This is a genomic window from Paraherbaspirillum soli (assembly GCF_042654985.1).
GTDB classification, from domain to species: domain Bacteria; phylum Pseudomonadota; class Gammaproteobacteria; order Burkholderiales; family Burkholderiaceae_D; genus Paraherbaspirillum; species Paraherbaspirillum soli.
The window spans coordinates 417,849-442,059 of record NZ_JBHSMT010000029.1 but is presented as its reverse complement, the minus strand read 5'-3'; the positions used below and the strand labels follow the sequence as shown (position 1 = coordinate 442,059).

20 protein-coding genes are annotated in these 24,211 nt (G+C 57.6%); 13 read left to right on the top strand and 7 right to left on the bottom strand.

Going from position 1 to position 24,211, the window contains the following annotated elements; translation table 11 throughout:
* Positions 1 to 9 precede the first annotated feature (9 nt).
* From accC to ACFPM8_RS19620, 5 genes are all read right to left on the bottom strand, one after another.
* Complete coding sequence (gene accC, locus ACFPM8_RS19640; protein ID WP_379000095.1) at positions 10 to 1,392, bottom strand: acetyl-CoA carboxylase biotin carboxylase subunit; 1,383 nt, start codon at positions 1,390 to 1,392, stop codon at positions 10 to 12.
* Between the two features lie 169 nt (positions 1,393 to 1,561).
* Positions 1,562 to 2,023: an acetyl-CoA carboxylase biotin carboxyl carrier protein gene (gene accB / locus ACFPM8_RS19635; RefSeq protein ID WP_379000093.1), complete on the bottom strand. Its 462-nt coding sequence runs from the start codon at positions 2,021 to 2,023 to the stop codon at positions 1,562 to 1,564.
* Positions 2,024 to 2,173: 150 nt separating this feature from the next.
* Positions 2,174 to 2,611, bottom strand: a complete 438-nt coding sequence (gene aroQ, locus ACFPM8_RS19630) for a type II 3-dehydroquinate dehydratase (RefSeq protein WP_379000092.1) — start codon at positions 2,609 to 2,611, stop codon at positions 2,174 to 2,176.
* A gap of 82 nt (positions 2,612 to 2,693) precedes the next feature.
* Positions 2,694 to 3,215 (bottom strand): TlpA family protein disulfide reductase, encoded by a 522-nt coding sequence (locus ACFPM8_RS19625; protein ID WP_379000090.1) that lies wholly within the window; start codon positions 3,213 to 3,215, stop codon positions 2,694 to 2,696.
* Positions 3,212 to 3,844 carry a hypothetical protein gene (locus tag ACFPM8_RS19620; RefSeq protein WP_379000272.1) on the bottom strand — a complete coding sequence of 211 codons (633 nt, stop codon included), beginning with the start codon at positions 3,842 to 3,844 and terminating at the stop codon, positions 3,212 to 3,214. The genes ACFPM8_RS19625 and ACFPM8_RS19620 overlap by 4 nt, the downstream gene beginning before the upstream one ends.
* 205 nt (positions 3,845 to 4,049) lie before the next feature.
* On the opposite strand from ACFPM8_RS19620, the gene mpl reads away from it, so the two are divergent.
* The 7 genes from mpl to mtgA all read left to right on the top strand — a co-directional run bounded on the left by mpl (position 4,050) and on the right by mtgA (position 11,373).
* Positions 4,050 to 5,447: a UDP-N-acetylmuramate:L-alanyl-gamma-D-glutamyl-meso-diaminopimelate ligase gene (gene mpl, locus ACFPM8_RS19615; protein WP_379000088.1), complete on the top strand. Its 1,398-nt coding sequence runs from the start codon at positions 4,050 to 4,052 to the stop codon at positions 5,445 to 5,447.
* Positions 5,444 to 6,043: a YqiA/YcfP family alpha/beta fold hydrolase gene (locus tag ACFPM8_RS19610; protein WP_379000087.1), complete on the top strand. Its 600-nt coding sequence runs from the start codon at positions 5,444 to 5,446 to the stop codon at positions 6,041 to 6,043. Before mpl ends, ACFPM8_RS19610 begins: the two co-directional genes overlap by 4 nt.
* Positions 6,043 to 6,705 carry a chorismate--pyruvate lyase family protein gene (locus tag ACFPM8_RS19605; RefSeq protein ID WP_379000085.1) on the top strand — a complete coding sequence of 221 codons (663 nt, stop codon included), beginning with the start codon at positions 6,043 to 6,045 and terminating at the stop codon, positions 6,703 to 6,705. Before ACFPM8_RS19610 ends, ACFPM8_RS19605 begins: the two co-directional genes overlap by 1 nt.
* A 50-nt stretch (positions 6,706 to 6,755) precedes the next feature.
* Positions 6,756 to 8,819, top strand: a complete 2,064-nt coding sequence (locus ACFPM8_RS19600; protein WP_379000083.1) for a ribonuclease catalytic domain-containing protein — start codon at positions 6,756 to 6,758, stop codon at positions 8,817 to 8,819.
* A 111-nt stretch (positions 8,820 to 8,930) separates the two neighbouring features.
* Positions 8,931 to 9,827 (top strand): TonB C-terminal domain-containing protein, encoded by an 897-nt coding sequence (locus ACFPM8_RS19595; protein ID WP_379000081.1) that lies wholly within the window; start codon positions 8,931 to 8,933, stop codon positions 9,825 to 9,827.
* A complete protein-coding gene (aroE, locus tag ACFPM8_RS19590; RefSeq protein ID WP_379000079.1) occupies positions 9,827 to 10,675 on the top strand; it encodes a shikimate dehydrogenase in 849 nt (282 codons plus the stop codon). Before ACFPM8_RS19595 ends, aroE begins: the two co-directional genes overlap by 1 nt.
* 2 nt (positions 10,676 to 10,677) lie before the next feature.
* Positions 10,678 to 11,373: a monofunctional biosynthetic peptidoglycan transglycosylase gene (gene mtgA, locus ACFPM8_RS19585; protein ID WP_379000270.1), complete on the top strand. Its 696-nt coding sequence runs from the start codon at positions 10,678 to 10,680 to the stop codon at positions 11,371 to 11,373.
* A gap of 120 nt (positions 11,374 to 11,493) precedes the next feature.
* Here the strand turns inward: mtgA and hemL are convergent, their stop codons facing one another.
* On the bottom strand, positions 11,494 to 12,777 hold the full coding sequence (hemL, locus tag ACFPM8_RS19580) for a glutamate-1-semialdehyde 2,1-aminomutase (RefSeq protein WP_379000076.1): 1,284 nt from the start codon (positions 12,775 to 12,777) through the stop codon (positions 11,494 to 11,496).
* Positions 12,778 to 12,844: 67 nt separating this feature from the next.
* Positions 12,845 to 13,699 carry a bifunctional hydroxymethylpyrimidine kinase/phosphomethylpyrimidine kinase gene (gene thiD, locus ACFPM8_RS19575; RefSeq protein ID WP_379000074.1) on the bottom strand — a complete coding sequence of 285 codons (855 nt, stop codon included), beginning with the start codon at positions 13,697 to 13,699 and terminating at the stop codon, positions 12,845 to 12,847.
* A gap of 110 nt (positions 13,700 to 13,809) precedes the next feature.
* Between thiD and ACFPM8_RS19570 the strand changes: the two genes are divergently transcribed.
* From ACFPM8_RS19570 to ACFPM8_RS19545, 6 genes are all read left to right on the top strand, one after another.
* Positions 13,810 to 13,962 (top strand): rubredoxin, encoded by a 153-nt coding sequence (locus ACFPM8_RS19570; protein WP_379000268.1) that lies wholly within the window; start codon positions 13,810 to 13,812, stop codon positions 13,960 to 13,962.
* Between the two features lie 171 nt (positions 13,963 to 14,133).
* The gene (locus tag ACFPM8_RS19565; protein WP_379000072.1) at positions 14,134 to 14,550 is read left to right on the top strand and encodes a response regulator; all 417 of its coding nucleotides are present in this window, start codon (positions 14,134 to 14,136) and stop codon (positions 14,548 to 14,550) included.
* Positions 14,551 to 14,594: 44 nt separating this feature from the next.
* On the top strand, positions 14,595 to 14,960 hold the full coding sequence (locus ACFPM8_RS19560; protein WP_379000071.1) for a response regulator: 366 nt from the start codon (positions 14,595 to 14,597) through the stop codon (positions 14,958 to 14,960).
* Between the two features lie 30 nt (positions 14,961 to 14,990).
* Entirely contained in the window at positions 14,991 to 15,599 is a 609-nt protein-coding gene (locus ACFPM8_RS19555) for a chemotaxis protein CheW (RefSeq protein ID WP_379000069.1), read from the top strand.
* A gap of 66 nt (positions 15,600 to 15,665) precedes the next feature.
* Positions 15,666 to 18,053 carry a methyl-accepting chemotaxis protein gene (locus tag ACFPM8_RS19550; protein WP_379000067.1) on the top strand — a complete coding sequence of 796 codons (2,388 nt, stop codon included), beginning with the start codon at positions 15,666 to 15,668 and terminating at the stop codon, positions 18,051 to 18,053.
* 212 nt (positions 18,054 to 18,265) lie between these two features.
* Positions 18,266 to 24,187 (top strand): Hpt domain-containing protein, encoded by a 5,922-nt coding sequence (locus ACFPM8_RS19545; RefSeq protein ID WP_379000064.1) that lies wholly within the window; start codon positions 18,266 to 18,268, stop codon positions 24,185 to 24,187.
* The last annotated feature ends 24 nt before the right edge of the window (positions 24,188 to 24,211 follow it).

Sequence of the window (24,211 nt, the reverse complement as noted above, 5' to 3'; positions counted from 1 at the left end):
TGCCTCGTGTTATTTCTTGATTACCTTGTTCAGCTCTTTTGACAGATCTGGTCGTTCAGCGAGTTTGTTTTCCAGGTAATGGATGTTGGTGCCGCCTTCGATAAAGCGGGCATCGATCATCAATTCGCGGTGCAGCGGGATATTGGTCTGGATACCTTCGACCACCATCTCGGACAGCGCAATCTGCATCCGCTTGATTGCCTGTTCGCGGGTGGCGCCGTAGGAAATCACCTTGCCCACCATCGAATCGTAATGCGGCGGCACAAAGTAGCCGGCGTACGCATGCGAGTCGACCCGGATGCCAGGACCGCCGGGGGCATGCCACGACAGGATTTTGCCGGGAGATGGCGTAAATTTGAATGGATCTTCAGCGTTGATGCGGCATTCGATCGCATGCCCGGTGAGCTGGATATCGCGCTGGCGGAAGCGCAGTTTTTCACCGGCAGCAATCCGAATCTGTTCCTGGACGATGTCGATGCCGGTGATCATTTCGGTGATCGGATGTTCAACCTGGACCCGGGTATTCATTTCGATGAAGTAAAACTCACCGTTTTCATACAGGAATTCAAAGGTGCCCGCGCCGCGATAATCCATCTTGCGGCAGGCTTCGGCGCAACGATCGCCGATTTTTTCAATGATCTTGCGCGGGATACCCGGTGCCGGTGCTTCTTCCACCACCTTCTGGTGACGGCGCTGCATCGAGCAATCGCGCTCGCCCAGCCAGACGGCGTTTTTGAACTGGTCGGCCAGGATCTGGATTTCCACGTGACGCGGATTTTCCAGGTATTTCTCCATATAGACTTCCGGATTGCCGAAAGCGGCGCCGGCTTCGGTCTTGGTCATGACCACCGCATTGGCCAAGGCTGCTTCGGTATGCACCACGCGCATGCCGCGTCCGCCGCCGCCACCGGCCGCCTTGATAATGACCGGATAGCCGATTTTGCGGGCAATCTTGATGATTTCCTTTGGATCTTCCGGCAGAGCGCCTTCCGAACCCGGCACGCACGGCACGCCGGCGCGGATCATCGCCTGTTTGGCCGATACTTTGTCGCCCATCAGGCGGATATTGGCCGGCCGCGGGCCGATGAAGACGAAACCGGATTGTTCGACCCGTTCAGCGAAGTCCGCGTTTTCGGACAGAAAGCCGTAGCCGGGATGAATCGCCTCGGCATCGGTCACTTCTGCTGCGCTGATGATGGCGGGCATGTTGAGGTAGCTCAGGCTGGATGGGGCCGGGCCGATGCAGACCGATTCGTCTGCCAGCTTTACGTACTTGGCGTCGCGATCCGCTTCGGAATGGACCACCACGGTTTTGATGCCCATTTCACGGCAGGCGCGTTGAATGCGCAAGGCAATTTCGCCGCGATTGGCGATAAGGATTTTTTCAAACATAGTAAATGGTATGTGCGTCGCTAAGAGTCAGACGTTATCAAGCATTGGGCCGGCAATGCGGGCAAGCTGCGGTCGCGCTGGTGTGAGTCGTTGCAACCGAACCGGATGGCCTCGCATTGGCAACCAGAATGGAGATGTCCGAGCGGGCCGGACATCTCGTGGTGATTTGTTAGCCAATAATAAATAATGGCTGGCCGAATTCGACCGGCTGGCCGTTTTCAACCAGGATCTTCTTGACCACGCCGGATACTTCAGCGTCGATTTCATTCAGCAATTTCATTGCTTCGATTATGCAAAGCGTGCCGCCTTCCTTGATTTCCGAGCCGACTTCCACGAACGGCGGAGTGCCAGGCGCGGAAGAGCGGTAGAAGGTGCCGACCATAGGCGATTTGACGACATGGCCTTCCGGTACGGCCGGTGCTGCTGCCACCGGAGCTGCGGCGGCGACCGGCGCGGCCACCTGGATCGGCGCCGGCTGTTGTGCCTGTTGCGGCATCATGACAACCTGATGCTGCTGCGACGCCGAAGATTTGACGATACGGACCTTGCTCTCGCCTTCGGTCACTTCCAGCTCTTCGATATCCGATTCAGCGACCAGGTCGATCAGCGTTTTGAGTTTTCTCAAATCCATATGCAATCCTTCAATATATTTGTGTTCAACGAATGAAAATAACTGCCATTTTTGTTCTTTGGTTGGCAGATCAACGAAATAACGGTGAATTTATTTACTGCTTATTTACTTGATTATTGCTGGCTTATTGTTATTGCAATAAGGCCTTATTTATAGTTTTCTAAGAGCAAAATCGATTGCGGCGCGATAACCATCGACACCCAGGCCGCAAATGACGCCAACAGCGATATCCGATAAATAAGAATGATGACGGAATTGTTCACGCTGGTGGATATTCGAGATATGAACTTCCACAAAACGGATGGCGACGCCAGCCAGCGCATCGCGCAATGCGACGCTGGTATGCGTTAGCCCGCCGGGGTTGATCACAATCGCGTCGACGCCTTCTGTTTTGGCCGCATGGATGCGGTCTATCAGTGCGCCTTCATGATTGCTTTGGAAACATTCCAGCCGGGTGCCGGCAGCCGCTGCCTGTGCCTTGGCGGCTTGCTCGACATCGGCCAGCGTGGTCGATCCGTAGACTTCCGGCTCTCGTGTACCCAGCAAATTCAGGTTGGGTCCATTGAGTAGAAGTATATTTTTTGCCATGGAGATGGTGCTCCGTTTGACGACGATGGGCGCATTTTGCCGTCAAATGATATTGACTGGCAAGGAAAAATTGTTTCCGTGCTTATAGCAAGTCCATGTCTTTACGCAATTCATCAAATTTAATGCTGCCTAGATACAGTTTTTTTACAGCACCGTCGCGCCCGATCAAGACCGTGAAAGGCAGGCCGCCGGCTTGATTGCCGAATTGCCGCAGCAAGGCCGTCGCGCCGCTGCCGGCAACATATAGCGGATAGGCGATTTTGTATTTCTGCGCAAATTGGGCGATGTTGTCGTGGGAATCAATACCGATACCGATAATTTGAATCTTCTTGGCGGCGATCTCTGCTTGTAGCGCGTTCAGCTCCGGCATTTCCTCCACGCAAGGGGCGCACCAGGTTGCCCAGAAGTTAACGATCAAGGGTTTGCCCTTCCATTGCGACAAGGATTCTGTTTTGCCACTGGCTTCAGGCATGGCCTGTGTAAATAAATTGGCAACGGCAAGGTTTTCCGGGGTGGCCGGAGTATGCCGCTGGATGCCGAAATAAATGCCGATCGCGCAAAATAGGGCCGCGATCGGTATAAATAGTAATAATTTTCTTTTCATTGATTTTCTTCTTCAGTCATCAATAGTCGGACGGCGGATAAATCGGCCCGTTCCATTCGCTTGCCGGACGCGGTCCTGATACTACCGCGCAAGTCGTCGGTTTCATATAGCGTTAAATGGATCCCCTCTTTTCGATACATAAAACTCACGACTTCTACCGGATCGTTATTGCCGCGCTTATTAAGAGGGGAGCCTTCGGACAATTCAAATTGGACATTCTTGTTAAGAAGGTAAATTTCAACGTCTTTCGGGCTGTCGACAAACAGATGCAAATGAATGTCCGAGTGCTCGCCGGCCGTGCCATTCAGCACCGCCCCGGTCAGATGGGGATTGAATTGCGCCAATTCTTCCATCATATGCAGCGCCAGTTGCCGCAAATGCAAAAGTCTGGCCGGTTGCGTGTCGCCGAAGAACAGATCGTTATATATCCGCACTTCATCTTCGATTTGAGCGTTATCCGGCATGAATTCGCCGCGGATGCGTTTGTTGCCCAGGCATTGCTTTGCGGCTTTTTGTTTCGCGGTGCCATAATCGGCGCCGTCTTCCGCGATCATGCGGGCAGCGATTGCCGCAATTTCTGCGCGCAATTGGTCCAGTTCGGAGGAGGTGTTGGTTGCCATGGTCGGCATCATATGTTGATTTCGGGTGAACGCCAAATTACCACTAATAAGATAAATGCTGAGGATGTACTTCTTTTATGGATGTTAACCTTGCAACAACATCGCTCCGACCCCGGATCATTCGCAGCGGTTTTTAGCGGAGAGCTTGTGTGGCCTCGTCGCTGGCTCGGGTAAAATCGCGGTATTCCTTCTTCAAGAAATTAGAAACTCCAGCATGCATATTCATATTCTCGGCATTTGCGGCACCTTTATGGGCGGTTTGGCGGTGCTGGCCAAACAGGCCGGGCATAAAGTCACCGGCTGCGATGCCAACGTCTACCCACCGATGAGTACCCAGCTTGAGGCGCAAGGAATCGAACTGATCCAGGGCTTCGGCGCCGAGCAATTGGCATTGAAGCCGGATTTGTTTGTCATCGGCAACGTCGTGGTGCGCGGCAATCCCCTGATGGAAGAAATCCTGAACCGCGGCTTGCCCTATACCTCGGGCCCGCAATGGATAGGCGAGCACATCCTGCGTGATAAATGGGTGCTGGCGGTAGCGGGTACTCACGGCAAGACGACGACTTCGGCCATGCTGGCCTGGATCCTGGAGGACGCCGGCTACGATCCGGGTTTCCTGATCGGCGGCGTGCCGATGAATTTCGGCATCTCTGCGCGCCTGTCCGGCAAGGGCGCTGGGGCGGCGGCTTCTTCATTCTTCGTCATCGAGGCGGACGAGTATGACACCGCATTTTTCGACAAGCGCAGCAAGTTTGTCCATTACCACGCCAAAACCGCCATCCTGAATAACCTGGAATACGATCACGCCGATATTTTCCCGGATCTGGCGGCGATCGAAACCCAATTCCATCATTTGGTGCGTACCGTGCCGGGTGTCGGCCGCCTGGTCGTCAATGGCCGCGAACCCGCGTTGCAGCGGGTTCTGGAGCGTGGCTGCTGGAGCGAAAAGGAATTGTTCGGCACCGATCAGCATGGCTGGTCGCTGACCACGCATGCGGACGACAGCTTTGACGTGCGTTTTAACGGCGAGCTGCAAGGCACGGTGCATTGGTCCTTGAGCGGCGAGCACAACCGCATGAACGGATTGGCCGCGATTGCCGCCGCCCGTCACGTCGGCGTACCGCCGGCACAGGCGATTGCCGCTTTGGCCAGATTTGAAAACGTCAAGCGGCGCATGGAGTTGCGCGGCACGGTCAATCAGATCTCGGTATTTGACGATTTCGCCCATCACCCGACCGCGATTGCCACCACCGTCGCCGGCTTGCGCAAGAAAGTCGGCGACGCTCGCATCCTGGCCGTGCTGGAACCGCGCTCGAATACGATGAAGCTGGGCACCATGAAAGGCGCGTTGCCGGGCAGTCTGCACGAGGCGGACCTGGTGTTCGGCTACGGCGCCAAAGGCAGCGGCAAGGACGCGCTGGGCTGGAATCTGGCCGAGGCGCTGGCGCCCATGGGCAGCAAAGCGCGCACCTTCGATGAACTCGAATTATTGGTGGCAGCCATCGTGCAGGCGGCGCGGCCGGGGGATCAGGTGCTGGTGATGAGCAATGGCGGCTTCGGCGGCGTTCATCAAAAAATCCTGGCCGCATTGTCAGGACTGTTGCCGCCATGATTTTGTATTTGCACGGCTTTCGTTCCTCGCCGCAATCGTTCAAGGCGCGCTTGCTGGCCGAGCGCATGCAGCAATTGGGACGCGCCGCCGAATACCTGTGCCCGCAATTGCCGGCCTCGCCGGCGGCGGCCATTCGCCTGGCGCAAGACTGCCTGCGGACCTATGACGCAGCCGACATCACGCTGATCGGATCGTCGCTCGGCGGTTACTACGCCACCTGGCTGGCGGAACGGATCGGCTGCCGCGCGGTGCTGCTGAACCCGGCGGTCAAGCCGCCACGCGATCTGGAACAATATGTCGGCGTCAGCACCCAATACCATTCCGATGCGCCGTTTGAATTCAAGCGGGAATACATCGCCGAGCTGCAAGCATTGGCGATAGAAAAGATCACCCGTCCGGAACGTTATTTCCTGATTGCCGCCACCGGCGACGAAGTGCTCGATTGGCAAGAAATGGTGGGGCATTACCCGCAAGCCAAGCAGCTGGTGATAGCTGGCAGCGATCATGGGATCAGTGAATTTGCCGATTATGCCGATGCGGTCCTGGCATTTTGCGGCGTGGCTCCCGCTGCTAGCCAACCAGGATCGGGCGCGTAATGTCGCGTTCGCCTGCCTGCGCTCATTGGTTCGACCATGCGAACGGCGTGCAGCCGTCCGCTGCGATGCGCGACTGGTTGACCGACCGCGCATCGTTGACCTATAAATTGATGGCGCACTGTAATCAATTCCGGGTGCAGCGCCTGCGTCAGCAACGGGCCAGGTGCCTGGCTGAAGAGTGGGCTGTGATTGGCTTGCCGCGCCGCCTTCAGGTGCAGGAGCGCGATGTACTGCTGCGCTGCGACGAGCGTCCGATGGTGCTGGGGCATACCGTGCTGGCGCTGGATGCGACCGCTTCCGAGTGGCCGTTCTTCGGGACCCTGGGCGAGCGTTCGCTGGGGACCACTTTATTTGGCGACCCGCTGGTGGCGCGCGGACAGCTGCAATTTGCGCGTTTATATGGCAGTCATCCGCTGGTGCGGCGCATGTGTGCGGCGACCGGCGTCGAGGCTTTCCCTTATCCCTTATTTGCACGACGCTCGACTTTTCGTCGTAAAAGCGGCGTGATGTTGGTCACCGAGGTTTTTTTTCCGGCAATTGATGAACTGCGACGCTTAATGCCTGACAAAAGAACACCTGATAAAAACAAGGTAATTCCTTTTCCTATTGTTTCTCCCGCCGCTCACCTCGCCGCGCCCCTTATTATTAGCGCCGCAAAATAAATGCCAGCATTGGCCGCGGCATCACCAGAAATTCACACGTAAAGCATGCAATGAATCTATTTTTTGAAGAATCCGGCGACTTTAAAGCAGGCGTCGTGTTATCGCAGCAAGGTGAGGCCTATCAGGTCGAACTGCCATCGGGCAAACGCAGCAAAGTCAAATCCAAGGACGTGCTGGTGCAGTTCGCGGCGCCCGCACCGCAACAGCTACTGGAAGATGCTCAGCGAGTGGCGCAAGAGATCGAACTCGATTTCTTATGGGAAGTCGCCGGCCAGGAAGAATTCGGCTTTGCCGATCTCGGCATCGAATATTTCGGCCATGCGCCGCTGCCGACGGAAGCCGCCGGGTTGCTGCTATGCCTGCATACGGCGCCGATTTATTTCTACAAAAAAGGCCGGGGCCGCTACAAGGCCGCACCCGAGGCCTCATTGAAAGCGGCGCTGGCCGGGATTGAAAAGAAGAAGCAGCAAGCGCTGATTCAGGCGCAATACGTTGCACAGTTGACGGCCGGTCAACTGCCGGATGCGATGAAGCCGCTGGCCTTGCAATTGCTGTTCAAGCCGGACAAAAACAGTATCGAATACAAAGCATTGGAAACCGCCTGCAACGACCTGCACACGTCGCCGCAACGCTTGATGCTGGCGGTTGGCGGCATTGCGTCGCCGAAGGAGTTGCATCTTTCCAAATTCCTGTTCGAGTTTTTCCCGAAAGGCAGCGGCTTCCCGGCGATTACGCTGCCGTCGGTGGCGACTTTGCCGCTGGCCCAGGTGCAGGCATTTTCAATCGACGACGTGACCACCACTGAAATCGACGATGCCTTGTCGGTGCAGACGCTGGCGGATGGCAATGTGCGCATCGGCATCCACATTGCAGCACCGGGCTTGGGCATCAAGCGCGGTGATGCGCTGGATGCGATCGCGCGCCAGCGGATGTCGACCGTGTATATGCCGGGCGACAAGATCACCATGCTGCCGGACGAGCTGGTCGAAGAGTTCACCTTGGCCGAAGGCAAAAATTGTCCGGCGCTGTCGCTGTACGCGATCTTGAATCCACAGGACTGGAGCTTGATCGGTACCGAAACCAAAGCCGAGCTGGTGCCGATCGCGGCCAATTTGCGCCACAACACGCTGGATGAGCTGGTCACCGAAGAAAATCTCGCCAGCGATGCCGGCGATTATCCGCACAAGGCCGATATCGCGCTGCTATGGAAATGGGCGCAAGTGCTGGAGCAAGGGCGGATGGCCAAGCGCGAAAGTTTCGGTCTGCGGCCGGAGCAAGGTAATCGGGTCGATTTCAATTTTTATGTCGACGACGATATCGTCACCATCGCCCGCCGCAAGCGCGGCGCGCCGCTCGACAAGATCGTGGCTGAGCTGATGATTTTCGCCAACAGCAGCTGGGGCAAGTTGATGGCGGATCACGGCGTGCCCGGCATCTATCGGGCGCAGGGCGGCGGCAACGGCGGCTGGGCCGCAAAGATGCAGGTGCGGATGGTGACCCATGCCGCGCCGCATCAGGGCTTGGGCGTCGATCAATATGCGTGGAGCACCTCGCCGTTGCGGCGCTATACCGACCTGGTCAATCAATGGCAGATCCTGGCCTGCGTCGAAGGCGGCGTCGCCGCGCCGCTGGTGGCGCCGTTCAAGCCGCGCGATGCCGACCTGTATGCGATTGTGTCCGGCTTCGACGCCGCCTATTCCGGCTACGGCGATTTCCAGTCGAATATGGAACGCTACTGGTGCTTGCGCTGGCTGGGGCAGGAGCAGGCCAAGCAAGTCGATGCAGCGGTATTGAAAGACGAGATTTTGCGCTTGATGGAGATTCCGCTGGTCATCAAGCTGCCCGGCATGCAGCCACTGGCGCGCGGCACCCAGGTCAAGCTGGACGTGATCCGCTGGGATGAGGTCGAACTGACGGTGGAGGCGCGCTTGCTGGAAGTGTCTGCCGCGCCGGTGCCGGAGGCGGAGCAGATTGAGGAACCGGAAGACGACGAAGTGATCGAGGAGCTGGATGCGGCGATGGATATGCCGCACGAGGCGCCGGACGCCGCGGCCCCGGAGTCGACCGCCGATCCTGAAAATACCGATCAGGTGCCGACGCCGGACGCAGCATAAGGCCAAAAATAACGCCAGAAATAACGCTACATACAGGCGGATGCAAAATTACTCGTGCGCATCCCGCTTTGTCGTAGAATCCCTCTTTTTTACAACGACTGTTAGCTTACGTTGAAATCCTTTTTACAAAATCGCATCCTGGTCAGCGCTATCGCGGCCTCGGTAGTGGCGCATGCCGGATTGCTGGCGGTACGCTTTGCGGCGCCAGAAACCTTCAAGCTGAAGCCGACTGACCCCATGTTGGAAGTCATCCTGGTCAACGCCAAACACAACACCCGACCGGTGAAAGCCGAGGCCCTGGCGCAAGCGAATCTGGATGGCGGCGGCAACGCCGATGCCGGCCGCGCCAAGTCACCGTTGCCGGACATGCACCGATCCGAGGACGGCGACAGTGTGTTGGCCACCAAGCGCCGGATTGTCGAGTTGGAGCAGCAGCAGCAACAGATGCTGAGCCAGATGCGCAAGGACACGCCATTTACGGCGGCGACCATGCGGCCTCAGGACAAGCCGACCGATGCGACGCCGCAGTCGACCGGTACCGACGCAATGGAGAGCGCGAAAGCAATGGCGCGCAGGGAAGCTGAAATCGCCAAGAATATCGACGATTACAACAAGCGGCCAAAGAAGACGCAAATCACGCCGAGCACCCGCGCAGTCGGCTACGCCGCCTATTACAAGACCTTCCAGGACCGCGTCGAAAAATTGGGAACACTGAATTTCCCGAAACGGAATGGACAGAATCTGTATGGCAAGTTGGTGGTCTACATCCCGATTTATCAAGACGGTTCGCTCTACGTCAAAGAAGGCGGGCCACGGGTTGAACGTTCTTCCGGCAATGCCGATCTGGATAGCGCGACCTTGAAAATCATCGCGAACGCGGCGCCGTTCGGGCACTTCCCCGACAATATGCGGTCGCGCGGCAAGGATGATGTTTGGGAAGTGATCGCGACATTCGAATTTACCCGCGAAGGTCAGCTGCAGGCGCAGCTAACAGGCGGCAATAACTGATGAGCACAGCCGTGCAAGCCGCTCAATATGCGGTGATCGGCAACCCGGTCGCGCATAGCAAATCGCCCGAGATCCATGCGCGATTTGCGGCCGAGACCGCGCAGGATATGCAATATGCGCGTCTGCTGGCACCGCTCGATGGTTTCGCGGCGACGGTGCAAGAATTCATCGCCCAGGGCGGCAAAGGCGCCAACGTCACAGTGCCGTTCAAGCTGGAAGCGGTTGCGCTGGCCACGGCACTAACGGCGCGCGCCAAGGCGGCCGGTGCGGTGAACACTTTGAAGTTTGATGCGGCCGGGATTCTCGGCGATAACACCGATGGCGTCGGCCTGGTGACCGATATCGTACGCAACGCCGGGTTCGATCCGGGTGGGAAAAAAATCCTGCTGTTGGGCGCCGGCGGTGCCGCCCGTGGCGTGTTGCTGCCGCTGCTGGAATGCCGGCCGGCGCAACTGGTGATCGCCAACCGGACCCCGCTTAAGGCTGTGGAACTGGCGCAGCAATTCCAGCCCTACCTCGACGCTTCTTGCGAATTGGCCGGCTGTGGTTTCAGCGACGTGCAACAGCCGTTCGATCTCGTCATCAATGCCACCTCGGCCAGTTTGCAAGCCGAATTGCCGCCGATTGCCGCAAGTGTTTTCGGTCCGGCGACGCTGGCTTACGACATGATGTACGGCAAACAGGCGACCGTCTTCATGCAGTTCGCCGCGGCTCACGGTGCGCTGGTGCGCGACGGTTTGGGCATGCTGGTCGAGCAGGCCGCCGAATCGTTCTTCGTCTGGCGCGGAGTGCGCCCTAACACCGAGTCTGTGTTCGCCGCATTGCGCGCGCAACTTTTATCTGGATGAGAATCAAGTTCGTGGGCAAGCTATTGTTGCGTTTATTCATGCTGCTGATTGCCGCGATCCTGCTGCTGCAGTTGTATTTCTTTGTGCAGATCTGGTGGTGGGTCGACCACAATCCAGACTCGACCAGTTTCATGCGGCAACAGCTGTCGGTGCTGCAGGAAACCCATCCAAACGCCCAGTTGCAATTCAAGTGGGTGCCTTATGCGCGCATCTCCAGTAATCTGAAACGCGCGATTATCGCTTCCGAAGATGCCAACTTCTCCGAGCATGACGGCATCGACTGGAATGCGCTGGAAAAAGCCTACGAGAAAAATACCAAAAAGGGCAAAGTGGTTCGCGGCGGTTCAACCATCACTCAGCAACTGGCGAAGAATTTATTCCTGTCGGGAGAGCGCAGTTATCTGCGCAAAGGTCAGGAATTCATCATCACTTACATGCTTGAATTCTGGATGGATAAAGAGCGGATATTTGAAATTTACTTGAACGTGGTGGAGTGGGGCAATGGCGTGTTCGGCGCCGAAGCCGCCGCCCAGCATTACTACAGAACCTCGGCCGCCAATCTCGGCGCCAGCCAGGCCGCCCGGCTCGCGGTGATGCTGCCGCGACCGCGCTTTTACGACAAAAATCGCGGCTCCGGCTATTTGTCGCAACGCACCGCTTTGATTTTGCGGCGCATGGGGTCGGCTGAGTTGCCTTGAGGGCACCTCGAAAAACCTACTGCGCGGTCCAATCTCGGGCCGCTCGCTACGGTTTTTCGAGGTGCCCTTGAGTTCACGGGCGGATCAGTCGAAAGCTTGATCCGCCGTAGGTGCTCGGGATTAGCCTAGGGCCGCAAATGCGGTGCGTGCCGCCGCGATAGTCGCTTCTATCACCGCATCGTCATGCCGTGCCGAGACAAATCCTGCTTCAAACGCCGATGGCGCCAGATAGACGCCGGCGTCCAGCATCGCGTGGAAAAACTGGTTGAAACGGTTTTTGTCGGATGCCATCACTGCAGCAAAAGTGGTCGGAATCGCAGCCGCGAAATACACGCCGAACATGCCGCCGATGGCGTCGCCGCAGAAAGTCACGCCAGCCTCTTGCGCCGCGCTGCTCAAGCCCGTGACCAGCTTGCTGGTTTGCGCGCTGAGTGCGGCGTAGAAGCCGGGTTCTTGGATCAGTTTCAGGGTGGCCATGCCGGCCGCGACTGCGACTGGATTGCCGGACAGGGTACCGGCCTGATACACCGATCCCAGTGGCGCCATGTGGCTCATCAAATCAGCGCGGCCGCCGAACGCCGCCACCGGCAAGCCGCCGCCGATCACCTTGCCCAGCGCGGTGAGGTCCGGCGTGATGCCGTACAGCGCCTGGGCGCCGCCCAGGGCCACGCGGAAACCGCACATCACCTCGTCGAAAATCAGCACGGCGCCGTATTGCGTGCACAGGCGGCGCATGGTTTGCAGGAATTCCGGCGTGGCGCGCACCAGGTTCATGTTGCCGGCCACCGGCTCGACGATCACGCAGGCGATTTGATCGCCCATGTTTTTGAATGCGTCTTCCAGTTGCTGCGTGTTGTTGTAGTCGAGCACCAGCGTGTGCTTGACGAAATCTTCGGGCACCCCGGCTGAAGTCGGATTGCCGAAGGTCAGCAGGCCGCTGCCGGCCTTGACCAGCAGCGAATCGGCGTGACCGTGATAGCAGCCCTCAAACTTGACGATTTTGTCGCGTCCGGTGGCGCCGCGCGCCAGGCGCAGCGCGCTCATGGTGGCTTCGGTGCCGCTGGAGACCAGCCGTACCTGTTCGATCGACGGCAGCAGCTTGCAAATTTCTTCCGCAATCTCGACTTCTCCCTGGGTTGGCGCGCCGAAGCTGAGGCCGCGCGCGGCGGCGTCCTGCACCGCCTTGACCACGGTCGGGTGGGCGTGCCCCACAATCGCGGGACCCCAGGAGCCGATGTAATCGATGTAGCGGCGGTCGTCGGCATCCCAGAAATAAGGGCCTTCGGCGCGGGTAATAAAGCGTGGCGTGCCGCCCACCGAGCGGAACGCGCGTACCGGCGAATTGACGCCGCCTGGCGTGGTCAGTTGGGCGCGGGCAAACAGAGTGTCGTTGTTTGAGGTCATGTTGGTTTTCTTGGTGTCAAAAATATGTCTGATTTTGCAGCCGATTACTTCTAAGCCCGACAGGCTCCTAGGCAGATCCCGCATCGCCATCTTCCGGGAACGGCTCCAAACCCTCTTCCCTGGCCCAGAAATACCGATCGGGCACCAGTTTTCCCATGCCCAGCCGTTGGGCCGCGGAAACTGCCGCCAACGTGAATTCCTGCGCTTCCGAGACCGCCTCGGGTACATCCAGGCCGTTTGCCAGCATCGCTGCGATCGCGGCCGACAGCGTGCTGCCGGCGCCGTTAAACGAGCCGGAAATGCGCGGCCAGCTGTCTTGCCGCAGCACGCCGGTTTCGTCGAACAGCGTGTTGCTGACTTCCATCGTTGCGCCGGGAGTGCCGGTAACCAGCAGGTATTCGCAGCCGAGTTCGATCACGCGCATGGCATCGACGCTCAGCATGTCTTCTGTCGATGGTTCGCGCCAGGTTTCCGCCAGCCGCGATAATTCCACCGCCGACAGCAGCATGACGGTGGTTTGCGGGATCAGCAGTTCGCGGATGGCGGTCAGCAAGTCTTCACTGTCCTGGCCTTGATCCGGCATGGCGGACAGGAAAGGATCCAGGATCAGCGGGACTTCGGGGTAATCCGAAATGATCTCGGCGATCACCGACACGCTTTCGATGCTGCCGACGGCGCCGACTTTGAACGCCGCTACCGGCATGTCTTCCAGCAGCACGCGGGCTTGATCGGCGACCCAGTCGGCATCAATTTGCTGGGTGTCTTCGATGCGCGCAGTGTCGCTGATCAGGATAGAAGTGATGACCGACAGGCCATGACAGCCCATCGAGGAAAATGTGGCAAGGTCGGCTTGAATGCCGGTGGCGCCGACTGGGTCGGCCACGCCGAAGGTCAATATGAGAGGAGAAGTTTGGTTTTGCACGGCGGGTAGATTAAGATATCCGACTTTGCATTTTACTTGATTGAAGGATCGCCGCCGTGAGCAATAACGTAACCTCTAACGAAACAGCCAAGACTGCATTCAAAACCTGGATGTGCCTGATTTGCGGTTGGGTCTATGACGAAGAAGCCGGTTTGCCGGAAGAAGGCATCGCGCCGGGAACCCTGTGGGATGACGTGCCGATGAATTGGACTTGCCCGGAATGCGGCGCGCGCAAGGAAGACTTCGAAATGGTGGTAATTTAATTCCCGGTGTTAAATTTGTTGCTTGAATGTTAACGCCTGTTGGGAAGTTACAAAAAAAAGAGTGCATAAGTGACGTATTCTTGAGTGCCCCCTATGAAACATTGTTCTAAAGAATGTGTTTCTTTGTTACAGTGACGCCGTAGATTTATTCGGATTGAATGGGGTAGCTTCATGACAAACTCACTTGGTAACGTCAACCTGAAAGTAATGGTGATTGACGACAGCAGCACAATACGGCGTTCGGCAGAGATTTTCCTGACTCAAGCCGGTTATCAGGTGGTACTTGCAGAGGATGGTTTCGACGCTCTGGCGAAAGTCAACGATCACAAGCCGGCACTGATTTTTTGCGACATCCTGATGCCACGCCTGGACGGATATCAAACCTGTGCGCTGATTAAAAAGAGCGCCAAATTCCATGCCACACCGGTCATCATGTTGTCCTCCAAGGATGGCTTGTTCGACCGCGCGCGCGGCACGATGGTCGGCTCTGATGAATATCTGACAAAGCCATTTACCAAGGACAGTCTGTTGAAGACGGTGCGTCAGCACACCCAGGTGGCTGAAGCCGCTGGCACGATTCCTGCGTAGAAGATTTATTGAAGTAAATAATTTGAAGTAATTAAAGGTTGAAAATGGCCATACAAAAGATTCTTATCGTTGACGACTCGCCTACCGAGCGTTATTTCCTGACCGATATTCTGGTAAAGGCCGGCTATTCCGTGTCGACTTGCGAAAACGGCGAAGAGGCATTCACCAAGATCAAGGCCGACAAGCCGCAATTGATCCTGATGGACGTTGTTATGCCTGGTCAAAACGGTTTTCAGGTAACTCGGTCGATTACGAAGGACGACGAGACAAAGGACATCCCGATCATTATCTGCAGCAGCAAAGGGCTGGAAACCGACCGTATCTGGGGTTTGCGGCAAGGTGCGCGCGACTATCTGGTCAAGCCTATCGATCCGAAGGAATTGCTGGCCAAAATCGCCGCACTCGGTTAATCGAGTGCGAGATCTCATCGTCCAATCCATATGACCCAATCGACTTCGCATTTGACGGCCGAGCCGTCGTCGCTGTTACCACTGCAGCCTGTCAATAAAGGCGGCACCGATGCAGATTCTCGTCGCAATCGTCTGCGCGAATTTCAGTCGCACTTGTTGGAGCGGATGCAGGCCGCCCGCAGCGGTACCGAGGCGCAAGAGAGTCAGCTTGGACTCTTGATCGGGCACACGCGGTGGCTGCTCAATTTGCAGGAGGCCGGTGAGATCGTGGCGGTGGATAATATTGCCCGGGTGCCGTTGACGCATGATTGGTATCTGGGCTTGAGCAACATCCGCGGTTCCTTGGTCAGCGTGATCGACTTTGCCCGTTTTCAGGGGCAAGGATTGACGCAAATTGACAAGGAATGTCGGATTGTCGCGTTTGCGCCGACATTTTCTTTCAATAGCGGCTTATTGGTTTCGCGCGTGCTCGGCTTGCGCAACGTCGCGCAAATGACGTTGCAGCCGCAGGCAGAGACTTCCGCAGCTGTTGATGAGCTGCCGGCCAAGCGTTATCTCGATAGCGATTCCCAGGTTTGGACCGAGCTGAGCATGGCCCAAATCCTGCGGAATCCGCGGTTTTTACAAGTAGGTTTATGAGTCCCGGGTATTAGCGCGCAGCGCTAGTACCTGGCGGCAGCGAATGTGCAATTAGGAGATTCTGAAATGACGTTCAAACTACCGTCCTTATCCAAGGCGGCGAAGGAAGAGCAGGGCGAAGCAGGTGATCAGTTCGTACTGGAAGCATTAATGTCACACGACCCTGAACAAACTGTCATGGAAGAGCGTTTTGCGCCTGAGCCGGCCTACGTGCCGCCTGCCGCGCCTCCAGTGAGCATTATGCCGAAGCCTGCATATACTGCTCCATCAACGCCGGAACCAGCGCGGGAAATCCCGAAACCTGCTGCTGCCAGCCCTGCTGCCTTTGCTGCGCCTGCCAGTGTTGCGGTCGGTCCTGAAGCGCGGCCGTTGCCATTTATCGGCAAGCTGCCGCAGCAAAAGCAGATCCGGATTCTGCTGATCGTTCTGGGCGCGGCATTGTTCCTGACGGTCCTGTTCCTGTGGCTGAGCGCGAAGAGTTCTGCGCTGAGCTCGACCCAGACCCAGATCGCCGGCGATGCGCTGATGCACTCGCAGCGTATTGGTAAAGCGACGCCGAATGCGATTCAGGGTAATGCAGAGGCATTCAAACAATTGTCGGATAGCCGCACCGAATTCAATCACGACCTCAGCACCTTGATGAAAGGCGGCGACTATAAAGGCCGCGACATTTCTTCGCCAAGCGGTCAAATGAATTCAATGCTGCAAGATGTCAGCAAAGTCTGGTCGAATACCGACAAGGCTGCCGAGACGGTCCTGAAGCTGCAAAAGCAATTGACCAACTTTGGTGTGACTTTGCAAAAGTTGAATGGTATTTCGCCGACCTTGCTCGATCTGTCGGAACAGATTGCAACACTGAAAACCCAAGCCGGCGCGACCCCGCGCGAAATCGCAGCGTCCTCGCAGCTGGTCATGTTGACCCAACGTCTGGGCCGTAGCGCGAATGAATTCTTGACCTCGGAAGGTGTGAATCCGGAAACCGCGTTCTTGCTTGGTAAGGACACGAATACTTTCCGCGATATCGTCAGCGGCTTTTTGAACGGTAGCGATGTGCTGCGTTTGCCAGCCAGTAAAAACGAAGAAGAACGCAGCAAACTGGTTGAGCTGGAAAAGAGCTTTGCCGAATACCAGGAATCGGTCGCATCGATTCTGGGCAATATGCAGAATTTCGTTTCGGCGAAACAATCGGAACAGCTGATCTTTACCGAGAACGAATTGCTCAAGCAACGTCTGACCGGTTTGGAAGATGCCTATCGTAGCGCGCAAGATACGCAAAGCATCGCGTTCTGGCTGATGTTGTTGTCGGCGTTTGCCGCACTGCTGGCATCGGCAGGAATTGCCTGGGTGCAGGTGCAAGACGGTCGTCGCCGTACCCACGAAGCGGATGTGCGTCGTCTCGAAGCGGAAGAACAGCGCTTGCAGGCGATCAAGCTGGAAGAAGAAGCGAACAACGCGAATGACCAGAACCAGGCCGCGATTTTGCGCTTGATGAATGAATTGCAGGAAGTTGCGGACGGTGACTTGACCGTGCAGGCGACGGTGTCGGAAGACATTACCGGTGCGATTGCCGACTCGGTGAACTACACCGTGGAAGAGTTGCGCGGACTGGTCGGACGGGTTACCGCAACGGCGCAGCAGGTGACCATTGCATCCGATCAGGCGCAAAGCATCTCGATCGAACTGCTGGCCGCATCGCAAAGACAGTCGCGCGATATTCAGGAAACCACGCAAGCGGTTCTGGACATGGCGACGCAGATTACCAATGTTTCCAAGTCAGCCAATGAATCGGCCGAGGTGGCGCGGCAGTCGGTTAGCGCGGCTGAAGACGGCTCCAAGGCGGTGGAAAACGCGATTTCAGGCATGAACGAAATTCGCGAACACATCCAGGAAACTTCCAAGCGGATCAAGCGACTGGGTGAATCTTCACAAGAGATTGGTGAAATCACCGAACTGATTTCCGACATTACCGAACAGACCAACGTGCTGGCGCTGAACGCGGCGATTCAGGCGGCATCGGCCGGTGAAGCGGGACGCGGATTCTCGGTGGTTGCGGAAGAAGTTCAGCGGCTGGCGGAACGTTCCGGCGCCGCGACCAAGCAGATCGGTGCGCTGGTTCGTACCATTCAGACCGATACGCACGACGCGGTGGTCGCGATGGAACGCTCGACGCAAGGGGTGGTTGAAGGTGCAAAACTGTCCGATGCGGCCGGTGCTGCGCTGTCCGATATCCGACGCGTTTCGAACCGACTGGCGGAACTGATTCAAAGTATTTCCTCCACTACCGAGCAGCAAGCGAACTCGGCAAATGGCGTTGCTACCAACATTCAGAACATTCTTTCAGTGACTGAAAAGACCCGGGAAGGTACGCGTCAGACAGCGTTGTCGATTCGCGAACTCTCCAAGCTGGCAGAAGATCTGAAAAGTTCGGTATCACGTTTCCGCGTATCCAATTGAACCACTGCTGCCAACCTGACTGCGCTTCAGATTTCTTGAAGGCCGGCCGGGTTGGCGTTAGCTTATTTGGCAAGCTTATTTACCAAGCTTATTTGCCAAGCTTATTTGTCAAGATTAAGCGCCAAGATAAATGTGCGCCGAGTCCGTTCGGCCCAATTTTGACGCATCGTGGTCGATTTCGATTGACCACTATTTGAACCCATGAGGCTGTCATGACCACCGATTTTTCCAGCACCGCTGAAGCCACGCGGGCGCATCTTGATACCGGACCATTGTCATGGGTAATGAACGAAATCCGCGAGGCGCTAGGCCAATCCGGCGCGGCTTTGTTGCAGGCGGCAGAGCAAGCCGCCGACTCCCAAAATGAAGAACACCTGACCGCCATCCGGCATGCCAAAACCTATTTGCATCAGGCGCACGGCGCGTTGCAGATGGTGGACATCGACGGCGTCACCATCATCACCGAAACGGTTGAGGATTTACTGGAGCGTGCCGAATCGGGGCAGGCTCAACTGACTGCGCAGCATGCGCAGATCATCAAGAATGCCTACCAGGCATTGATCGAATATCTGGACGAGTTGTTGGCCGGCAGTGCGCATCAACCGGTCCGCTTATTCCCGTATTACCAGGCGCTGCTGGAAATCCGCGGCGCGGAAAGAATCCATCCGGCCGACCTGTTCTTCCCCGACCTGACGATACGCCCGCACTTTCCTGCAGCAGACAATGCAGCGCCGGTTGAGGTAGATGCCTATCTGCCGTTGCGCAAACGATTTGAGCGCGCGTTGCTGCCATTCCTAAAAAACGCCGACAAGGCGGCCGAACTGGAAAATGCATCTGCCATGCAAGCGGTCGTGGCGGAAGTCGAGCAGATGCAGCGCAACCAGCAAGCCAGGGGATTCTGGTGGGTGATGCACGGCCTCGCCGAAGCGGTGGCCACTGCGCAGGTGCCGAACGAGCTGTACGTCAAACAATTATTCGCCCGCATCAATTTGCAACTGCGGCGCCTGAGCCAGGGATCGTCAAGCATCTCCGAGCGCCTGTTGCGCGACGCCTTGTTTTTTATTGCCGGGGTTTCTCAAGCATCGGCGGAAGTCTCCAAACGCATCGTCCAGATCCGTGCGGCTTATCGCCTGAACGGCGTGGTGCCGACCGACTACAGCACGCGCCACTACGGGCAGATCAGCCTGGACGCGCTGAGTGCGGCCAAAGAGCGGCTGACGCAAGCAAAAAATATGTGGGATCGACTGGCTGGCGGCGACGCCGGGCCGGCATCTGCATTCGAACAGGAAATGCACGGCTTGAGCGAAGCGGGTGCTCAGCTGAACGCGCCTTCGCTATCGAAGTTGCTGCGCGAGCTGAACGGCATTGCGCGCCACGCGGCGCATTCGCGGCCGGGCGATGCTATCAGCATGGAAATCGCGACCAGCCTGCTGTTTGTTGAAAATACCCTGAACCATATCAATCGCTTGCCGGAGAATTTTTCCGAGCGGGCGGATGCGATGACGGCGCGTCTGCTGTCTGTCGTCTCGGGCGAGACGCTGAACAAGCCGGCGCAATGGATCGACGATATTTATCGCGAAGCGCAGCAGCGTCAAACAGTCAAAATGCTGGCTTCGGAAATGTTGTCGAGCTTGCGCCAGGTCGAAAAAATGCTGGACGAGTTCTTTAGCGACCCATCCCGGCGTGAAGTGCTGGCGCAGATCGAGCAAGTGCTGTATCAGATCCAGGGCGCATTGGCGATTCAGGATCAGACCGATGCCTTGCGCGTGGTCGAACATACGCGCGCCACGTTGCAGCGCTTTACCGCTGCCGAACAAGCGGAAGAGCCGGAGCAGAAAGACTTCGAACGCATCGCGCAGAACATCGGCGCGTTGAGCTTCTTCATCGAAACCTTGCAGCACCAGTCGGACACGCAAAACAACCACTTTACTTTCGACGAGGAGTCGGGCGTATTCCGCGTCAATTTGCTGGAGCGCCGCGCCTTGACGCCGGCGCCGCAGCCTGATCCGGTGGTGCAACCGCTCGATTCGGATGTCAGCATTGTTGCAAGTGCAGCCGACGGCGACAGCTTGCCGTCTTTTCCCGAGCTGGCAACAGTCGAAGATGAGTTGCTGCAGCATCAGCAGGAAGCCACCGAACTCGCACTGTCCTTGACCGCGCAGCCGCACAATCCGGCCTTGCAGGAACAACTGAAAGAGTCGCTGGCGCAGATGCGTGTCGATGCTGCATTGAGCGATGACCGGGCCGCAACCGATCGTGCGCAGGCAGCGATCGACATTCTGAATCACCCCGATTTCTCCGCTTCGCAGCAATCGCTGGCGGAAATCGTGACCAAGATCGTACCTGTTCACACCGAAGAAGTAGCGTCAATCGCGACGCCGTCGGTGACGGATGAAGAAGCCGACGCCGAATTGCGCGAGATTTTTCTGTCCGAGGCCGAGGAGGTATTGACGACCGCTCGCCAGACCATGCCGCAATTGCGCGATGCGGCAGGCAAGCAAGAACCCCTGACCGTGTTGCGCCGCGCCTTCCATACCTTGAAGGGCAGCAGCCGGATGATAGGCCTGAATGCTTTCGGCGAAGCGGCCTGGAGCATTGAGCAGGTACTCAATCTGTGGTTGTCGGAGTCGCGTGCGGTCAGCGCCGACCTGACTGCTTTGCTGGATCATGCGGTCACGCTGCTGGATGCATGGGTCCAAGAAATTCAGGTCAACGGGCAATCGCAACGGACGCCGCAAGGATTGACCGAGAGCGCCGAGCGCGTGAGGAACGGCGGGGCATTTGTCGCGCCGGTGTCGGCCCCTGAAGCCGAAGCGAATAATGTTGCAGCAGCCGTAGAGTTGACGGAATTGCCTGAGCTGCCTCCAGTGCAGGCTCAAGCCGAAGAAATACAATTGTCGGATAGCGATCTGGCCCTGTTCGGCGATAGCCACGAGTTTCAATCGTTCTCCGCTACTGAGACGGCGACGCTCGACGCAGAACCCGAGGTAGAAGCACCGCACCTTGCCGAGCCGGTACCCGCGGTCGACGCCGAGGTAATCGCGTTCCCGGGCATGCAGGAAATACGGCATGACGATAGCACCAAGCAAGTCGGCGATCTGGTGATCGGCCTGCCGCTTTACAACATCTATCTGGCCGAGACCGATCAACTGGTGCGCCATTTGTCGCACGACTTTGCCGAGTGGCGGCACGAGCCGGAGCGTCAGGTAACGACGCAGTCGGTACATGCCGCGCATTCTCTGGCAGGCAGCTCCGCCACGGTAGGCTTTAAATCATTGCAAGAAGTGGCGCATGCGATGGAAATGGCCTTGCAGCGCATCGCGTTGCAACCAGCGCCATTGCGGGCGCAGGATTTCGAGATATTGCAACAGGGCGTAGAGCGCGCCAAGTGGATGCTGCAACAGTTCACGCAGGGCGACATGCCTTATTACGAACCGGCATTGGTCAGCGCCCTGGACAGCTTGTGGCAAGGACAAGAGCCGCGTGCCGTCGAGGTCGTTGAGGCAGCTGCATTAGCTGAGCCGCTTGATGCTGGCGACGCCGTCGAATCCATCGAACCGATTGCAGCAGTCGAAGCGATAGAAGCGATCGAAGAACTCCCAGTGGTCGAGCCGGTTGTCGTGGCGTCGGATGCATGGGATGAGGCGCCGGCAGCGGCGCCCGAGCCGGTGGCTTTCGAAGCGCCCGCAGCGCCGTCGGAACTGTCGCTGGTAGCGCCGGTGATGGTGGAGACGCCTCATTTGTTCGAATCGACCGCGGCCGAAATCGATCCATCACTGGTGCTCAGGGACGACCTGGATGCCGACCTGTTGCCGGTGTTCCTGGAAGAAGGTCGCGACATGTTGCCGCAAATCGGCAGCGCGTTGCGCACTTGGCAGCAAAGCCCGGCCGATGCGACTGCTTCGCAGTCTATCCTGCGTCATTTGCACACCATCAAGGGCAGTGCCCGCATGGCCGGTGCGATGGTGCTCGGCCAGCACATGCACGAGATGGAAAGTCATATCGAGACGATTCTGCACACTGGTGGGGCTTCGCGTCACACCATTGACGAATTGCTCGCGCATTACGACCACGGCGTGCAGATGTTCGAGAACTTGCAAAATCCGACTGCGCCAAAACCAGTGGATCAAGCAACGCCTGCTGTCGTCGATGCGGTGCAGCCGCAAGCGCTGAACAATCCTCCAAGCGTGAGGCCAGCGCCGGCTGCGGCGACGCTGGCGCCAGCACCGGCGAACGCGGCAACGCAGGTGCAGGTAGCGCAAGTGCGCGTCAATGCGGACATTCTGGATCGCCTGGTGAATCAGGCCGGTGAAGTTTCCATCGCCCGTTCACGGTTGGAAGCCGGGGTCGGCACCTTGCAGCAGTCTTTGGGCGAGTTGACGGAAAACATTGATCGTCTCCGCAGTCAGCTGCGCGAAATCGAAATTCAGGCAGAAGCGCAAATCAGCTCGCGGATGACATTGGCCGGCGAGCGTGAATTCGACCCGTTGGAGTTCGACCGTTTTACCCGACTGCAAGAGTTGACGCGGATGATGGCGGAGAGCGTCAATGACGTCGCCTCGCTGCAAAAGAATCTGACCAGCACGGTGGAGGATGCCAACGTCGACTTGGCGACCCAAGGTCGTTTGACCCGCGATTTGCAGCAAGATCTGATGCATGTGCGGATGGTGCAGTTCGCCAGCGTTGCGGAACGTTTGTACCGGCTGACGCGTCAGGTTTCCAAAGAGCTCGACAAGCGGGTCAATCTGGATATTCTCGGCAGCCATGTCGAAATCGATCGCGGCGTACTGGAAAAGATGGTCGGTCCGTTTGAGCACTTGCTGCGTAACGCCATCGTGCACGGCATCGAGTCGCGTGAGGCGCGTCGCGCTGCCGGCAAGAGCGAGACCGGCGAACTGAAGATTGAAATCCGCCAGGACGGCAATGAAGTGCTGATCCAATTGTCGGACGACGGCCAAGGCTTGAATCTGTCCAGAATTCGCGACAAGGCGCGCAGCGTCGGCCTGCTGGAAAGTGATCAGGAAATCTCCGATGTTGAGACCACCGACCTGATTTTCCGGCCCGGCTTTTCTACCAGCGCGGAAGTAACCGAACTGGCCGGCCGTGGCGTCGGCATGGACGTGGTGCGCTCCGAGGCAGCATCGCTGGGGGGCCGTGTTGCGGTCGCCAGCGATCCGGGCCAGGGCACCCGCTTTACGATTCACTTGCCGTTGACGCTGGCGGTGACGCAGGTAGTGCTCCTGACGACCGGCGGCAATACTTATGCGGTGCCCTCGGCGCTGGTGGAGCAGGTGCAGCAGCTGAAGTCGACTGCGCTGGCCAGCGCCTACAACGACGGCGTGCTGATGTTGCAAGGACAGCCGGTACCGCTGCAGTATCTGTCGACACTGCTGGGCGATACCCATTCGACCCCGGTAGCGCAGCAATATTCGCCAGTGATGATCTTGAGAAGCGGCAATGATCGCGTCGCGCTGCACGTCGATGAGATTGTCGGCAATCGAGAAGTCGTGGTTAAAAATATCGGCCCGCAGTTATCGCGGATGATCGGGGTGGCCGGCGCCACGGTGCTGGGTTCCGGCGATATCGTTCTGATCCTGAATCCGGTGCCGCTGGTGCTGCGTTTTGGACACGAACAGCGGGCTCCGCTGCTCACACCGTTGGCTACCCACGATGTGATGGGGGCGGTCGCAGAAATGACGGCTACCGACATCAGCGTGAAACCGCCGGCGCAGACAGTGCAAGGCCTGCGTACGCAAAATATCGTGATGGTGGTCGACGATTCGCTGACAGTGCGCCGGGTCACCCAGCGTCTGTTGTCGCGCGAAGGCTATCAGGTGGTATTGGCCAAGGACGGTGTCGATGCGCTGGAACAGATGCAGGCAATCACACCGGACGTGATGCTGGTCGATATTGAAATGCCGCGTATGGATGGCTTCGACCTGGCGCGCAATATTCGCAATGACGACCGGACCCGCCATATTCCGATCATCATGATTACTTCGCGCACCGCCGCCAAACACCGTAGCTATGCGATGGAGTTGGGCGTCAACGAATATTTCGGCAAGCCATATCAGGAAGACCAATTGATCAGCGCAATTGCATCTTTCGTCCCCAGGGCATCCGCCCTCCAGTAAGCGCCATTAGCAACAGCTGCCGAC

What these genes read in the sequence shown, in the direction of transcription:
- ACFPM8_RS19550 (WP_379000067.1), top strand. Translation starts at nt 15,666, where the DNA reads ATGACGTTCAAACTACCGTCCTTATCCAAGGCGGCGAAGGAAGAGCAG.
- aroE (WP_379000079.1), top strand. Translation starts at nt 9,827, where the DNA reads ATGAGCACAGCCGTGCAAGCCGCTCAATATGCGGTGATCGGCAACCCG.
- ACFPM8_RS19565 (WP_379000072.1), top strand. Translation starts at nt 14,134, where the DNA reads ATGACAAACTCACTTGGTAACGTCAACCTGAAAGTAATGGTGATTGAC.
- ACFPM8_RS19555 (WP_379000069.1), top strand. Translation starts at nt 14,991, where the DNA reads ATGACCCAATCGACTTCGCATTTGACGGCCGAGCCGTCGTCGCTGTTA.
- ACFPM8_RS19600 (WP_379000083.1), top strand. Translation starts at nt 6,756, where the DNA reads ATGAATCTATTTTTTGAAGAATCCGGCGACTTTAAAGCAGGCGTCGTG.
- accB (WP_379000093.1), bottom strand. Translation starts at nt 2,023, where the DNA reads ATGGATTTGAGAAAACTCAAAACGCTGATCGACCTGGTCGCTGAATCG.
- ACFPM8_RS19605 (WP_379000085.1), top strand. Translation starts at nt 6,043, where the DNA reads ATGTCGCGTTCGCCTGCCTGCGCTCATTGGTTCGACCATGCGAACGGC.
- ACFPM8_RS19610 (WP_379000087.1), top strand. Translation starts at nt 5,444, where the DNA reads ATGATTTTGTATTTGCACGGCTTTCGTTCCTCGCCGCAATCGTTCAAG.
- ACFPM8_RS19625 (WP_379000090.1), bottom strand. Translation starts at nt 3,215, where the DNA reads ATGAAAAGAAAATTATTACTATTTATACCGATCGCGGCCCTATTTTGC.
- ACFPM8_RS19560 (WP_379000071.1), top strand. Translation starts at nt 14,595, where the DNA reads ATGGCCATACAAAAGATTCTTATCGTTGACGACTCGCCTACCGAGCGT.
- ACFPM8_RS19545 (WP_379000064.1), top strand. Translation starts at nt 18,266, where the DNA reads ATGACCACCGATTTTTCCAGCACCGCTGAAGCCACGCGGGCGCATCTT.
- mpl (WP_379000088.1), top strand. Translation starts at nt 4,050, where the DNA reads ATGCATATTCATATTCTCGGCATTTGCGGCACCTTTATGGGCGGTTTG.
- ACFPM8_RS19620 (WP_379000272.1), bottom strand. Translation starts at nt 3,844, where the DNA reads ATGCCGACCATGGCAACCAACACCTCCTCCGAACTGGACCAATTGCGC.
- accC (WP_379000095.1), bottom strand. Translation starts at nt 1,392, where the DNA reads ATGTTTGAAAAAATCCTTATCGCCAATCGCGGCGAAATTGCCTTGCGC.
- ACFPM8_RS19570 (WP_379000268.1), top strand. Translation starts at nt 13,810, where the DNA reads ATGTGCCTGATTTGCGGTTGGGTCTATGACGAAGAAGCCGGTTTGCCG.
- hemL (WP_379000076.1), bottom strand. Translation starts at nt 12,777, where the DNA reads ATGACCTCAAACAACGACACTCTGTTTGCCCGCGCCCAACTGACCACG.
- aroQ (WP_379000092.1), bottom strand. Translation starts at nt 2,611, where the DNA reads ATGGCAAAAAATATACTTCTACTCAATGGACCCAACCTGAATTTGCTG.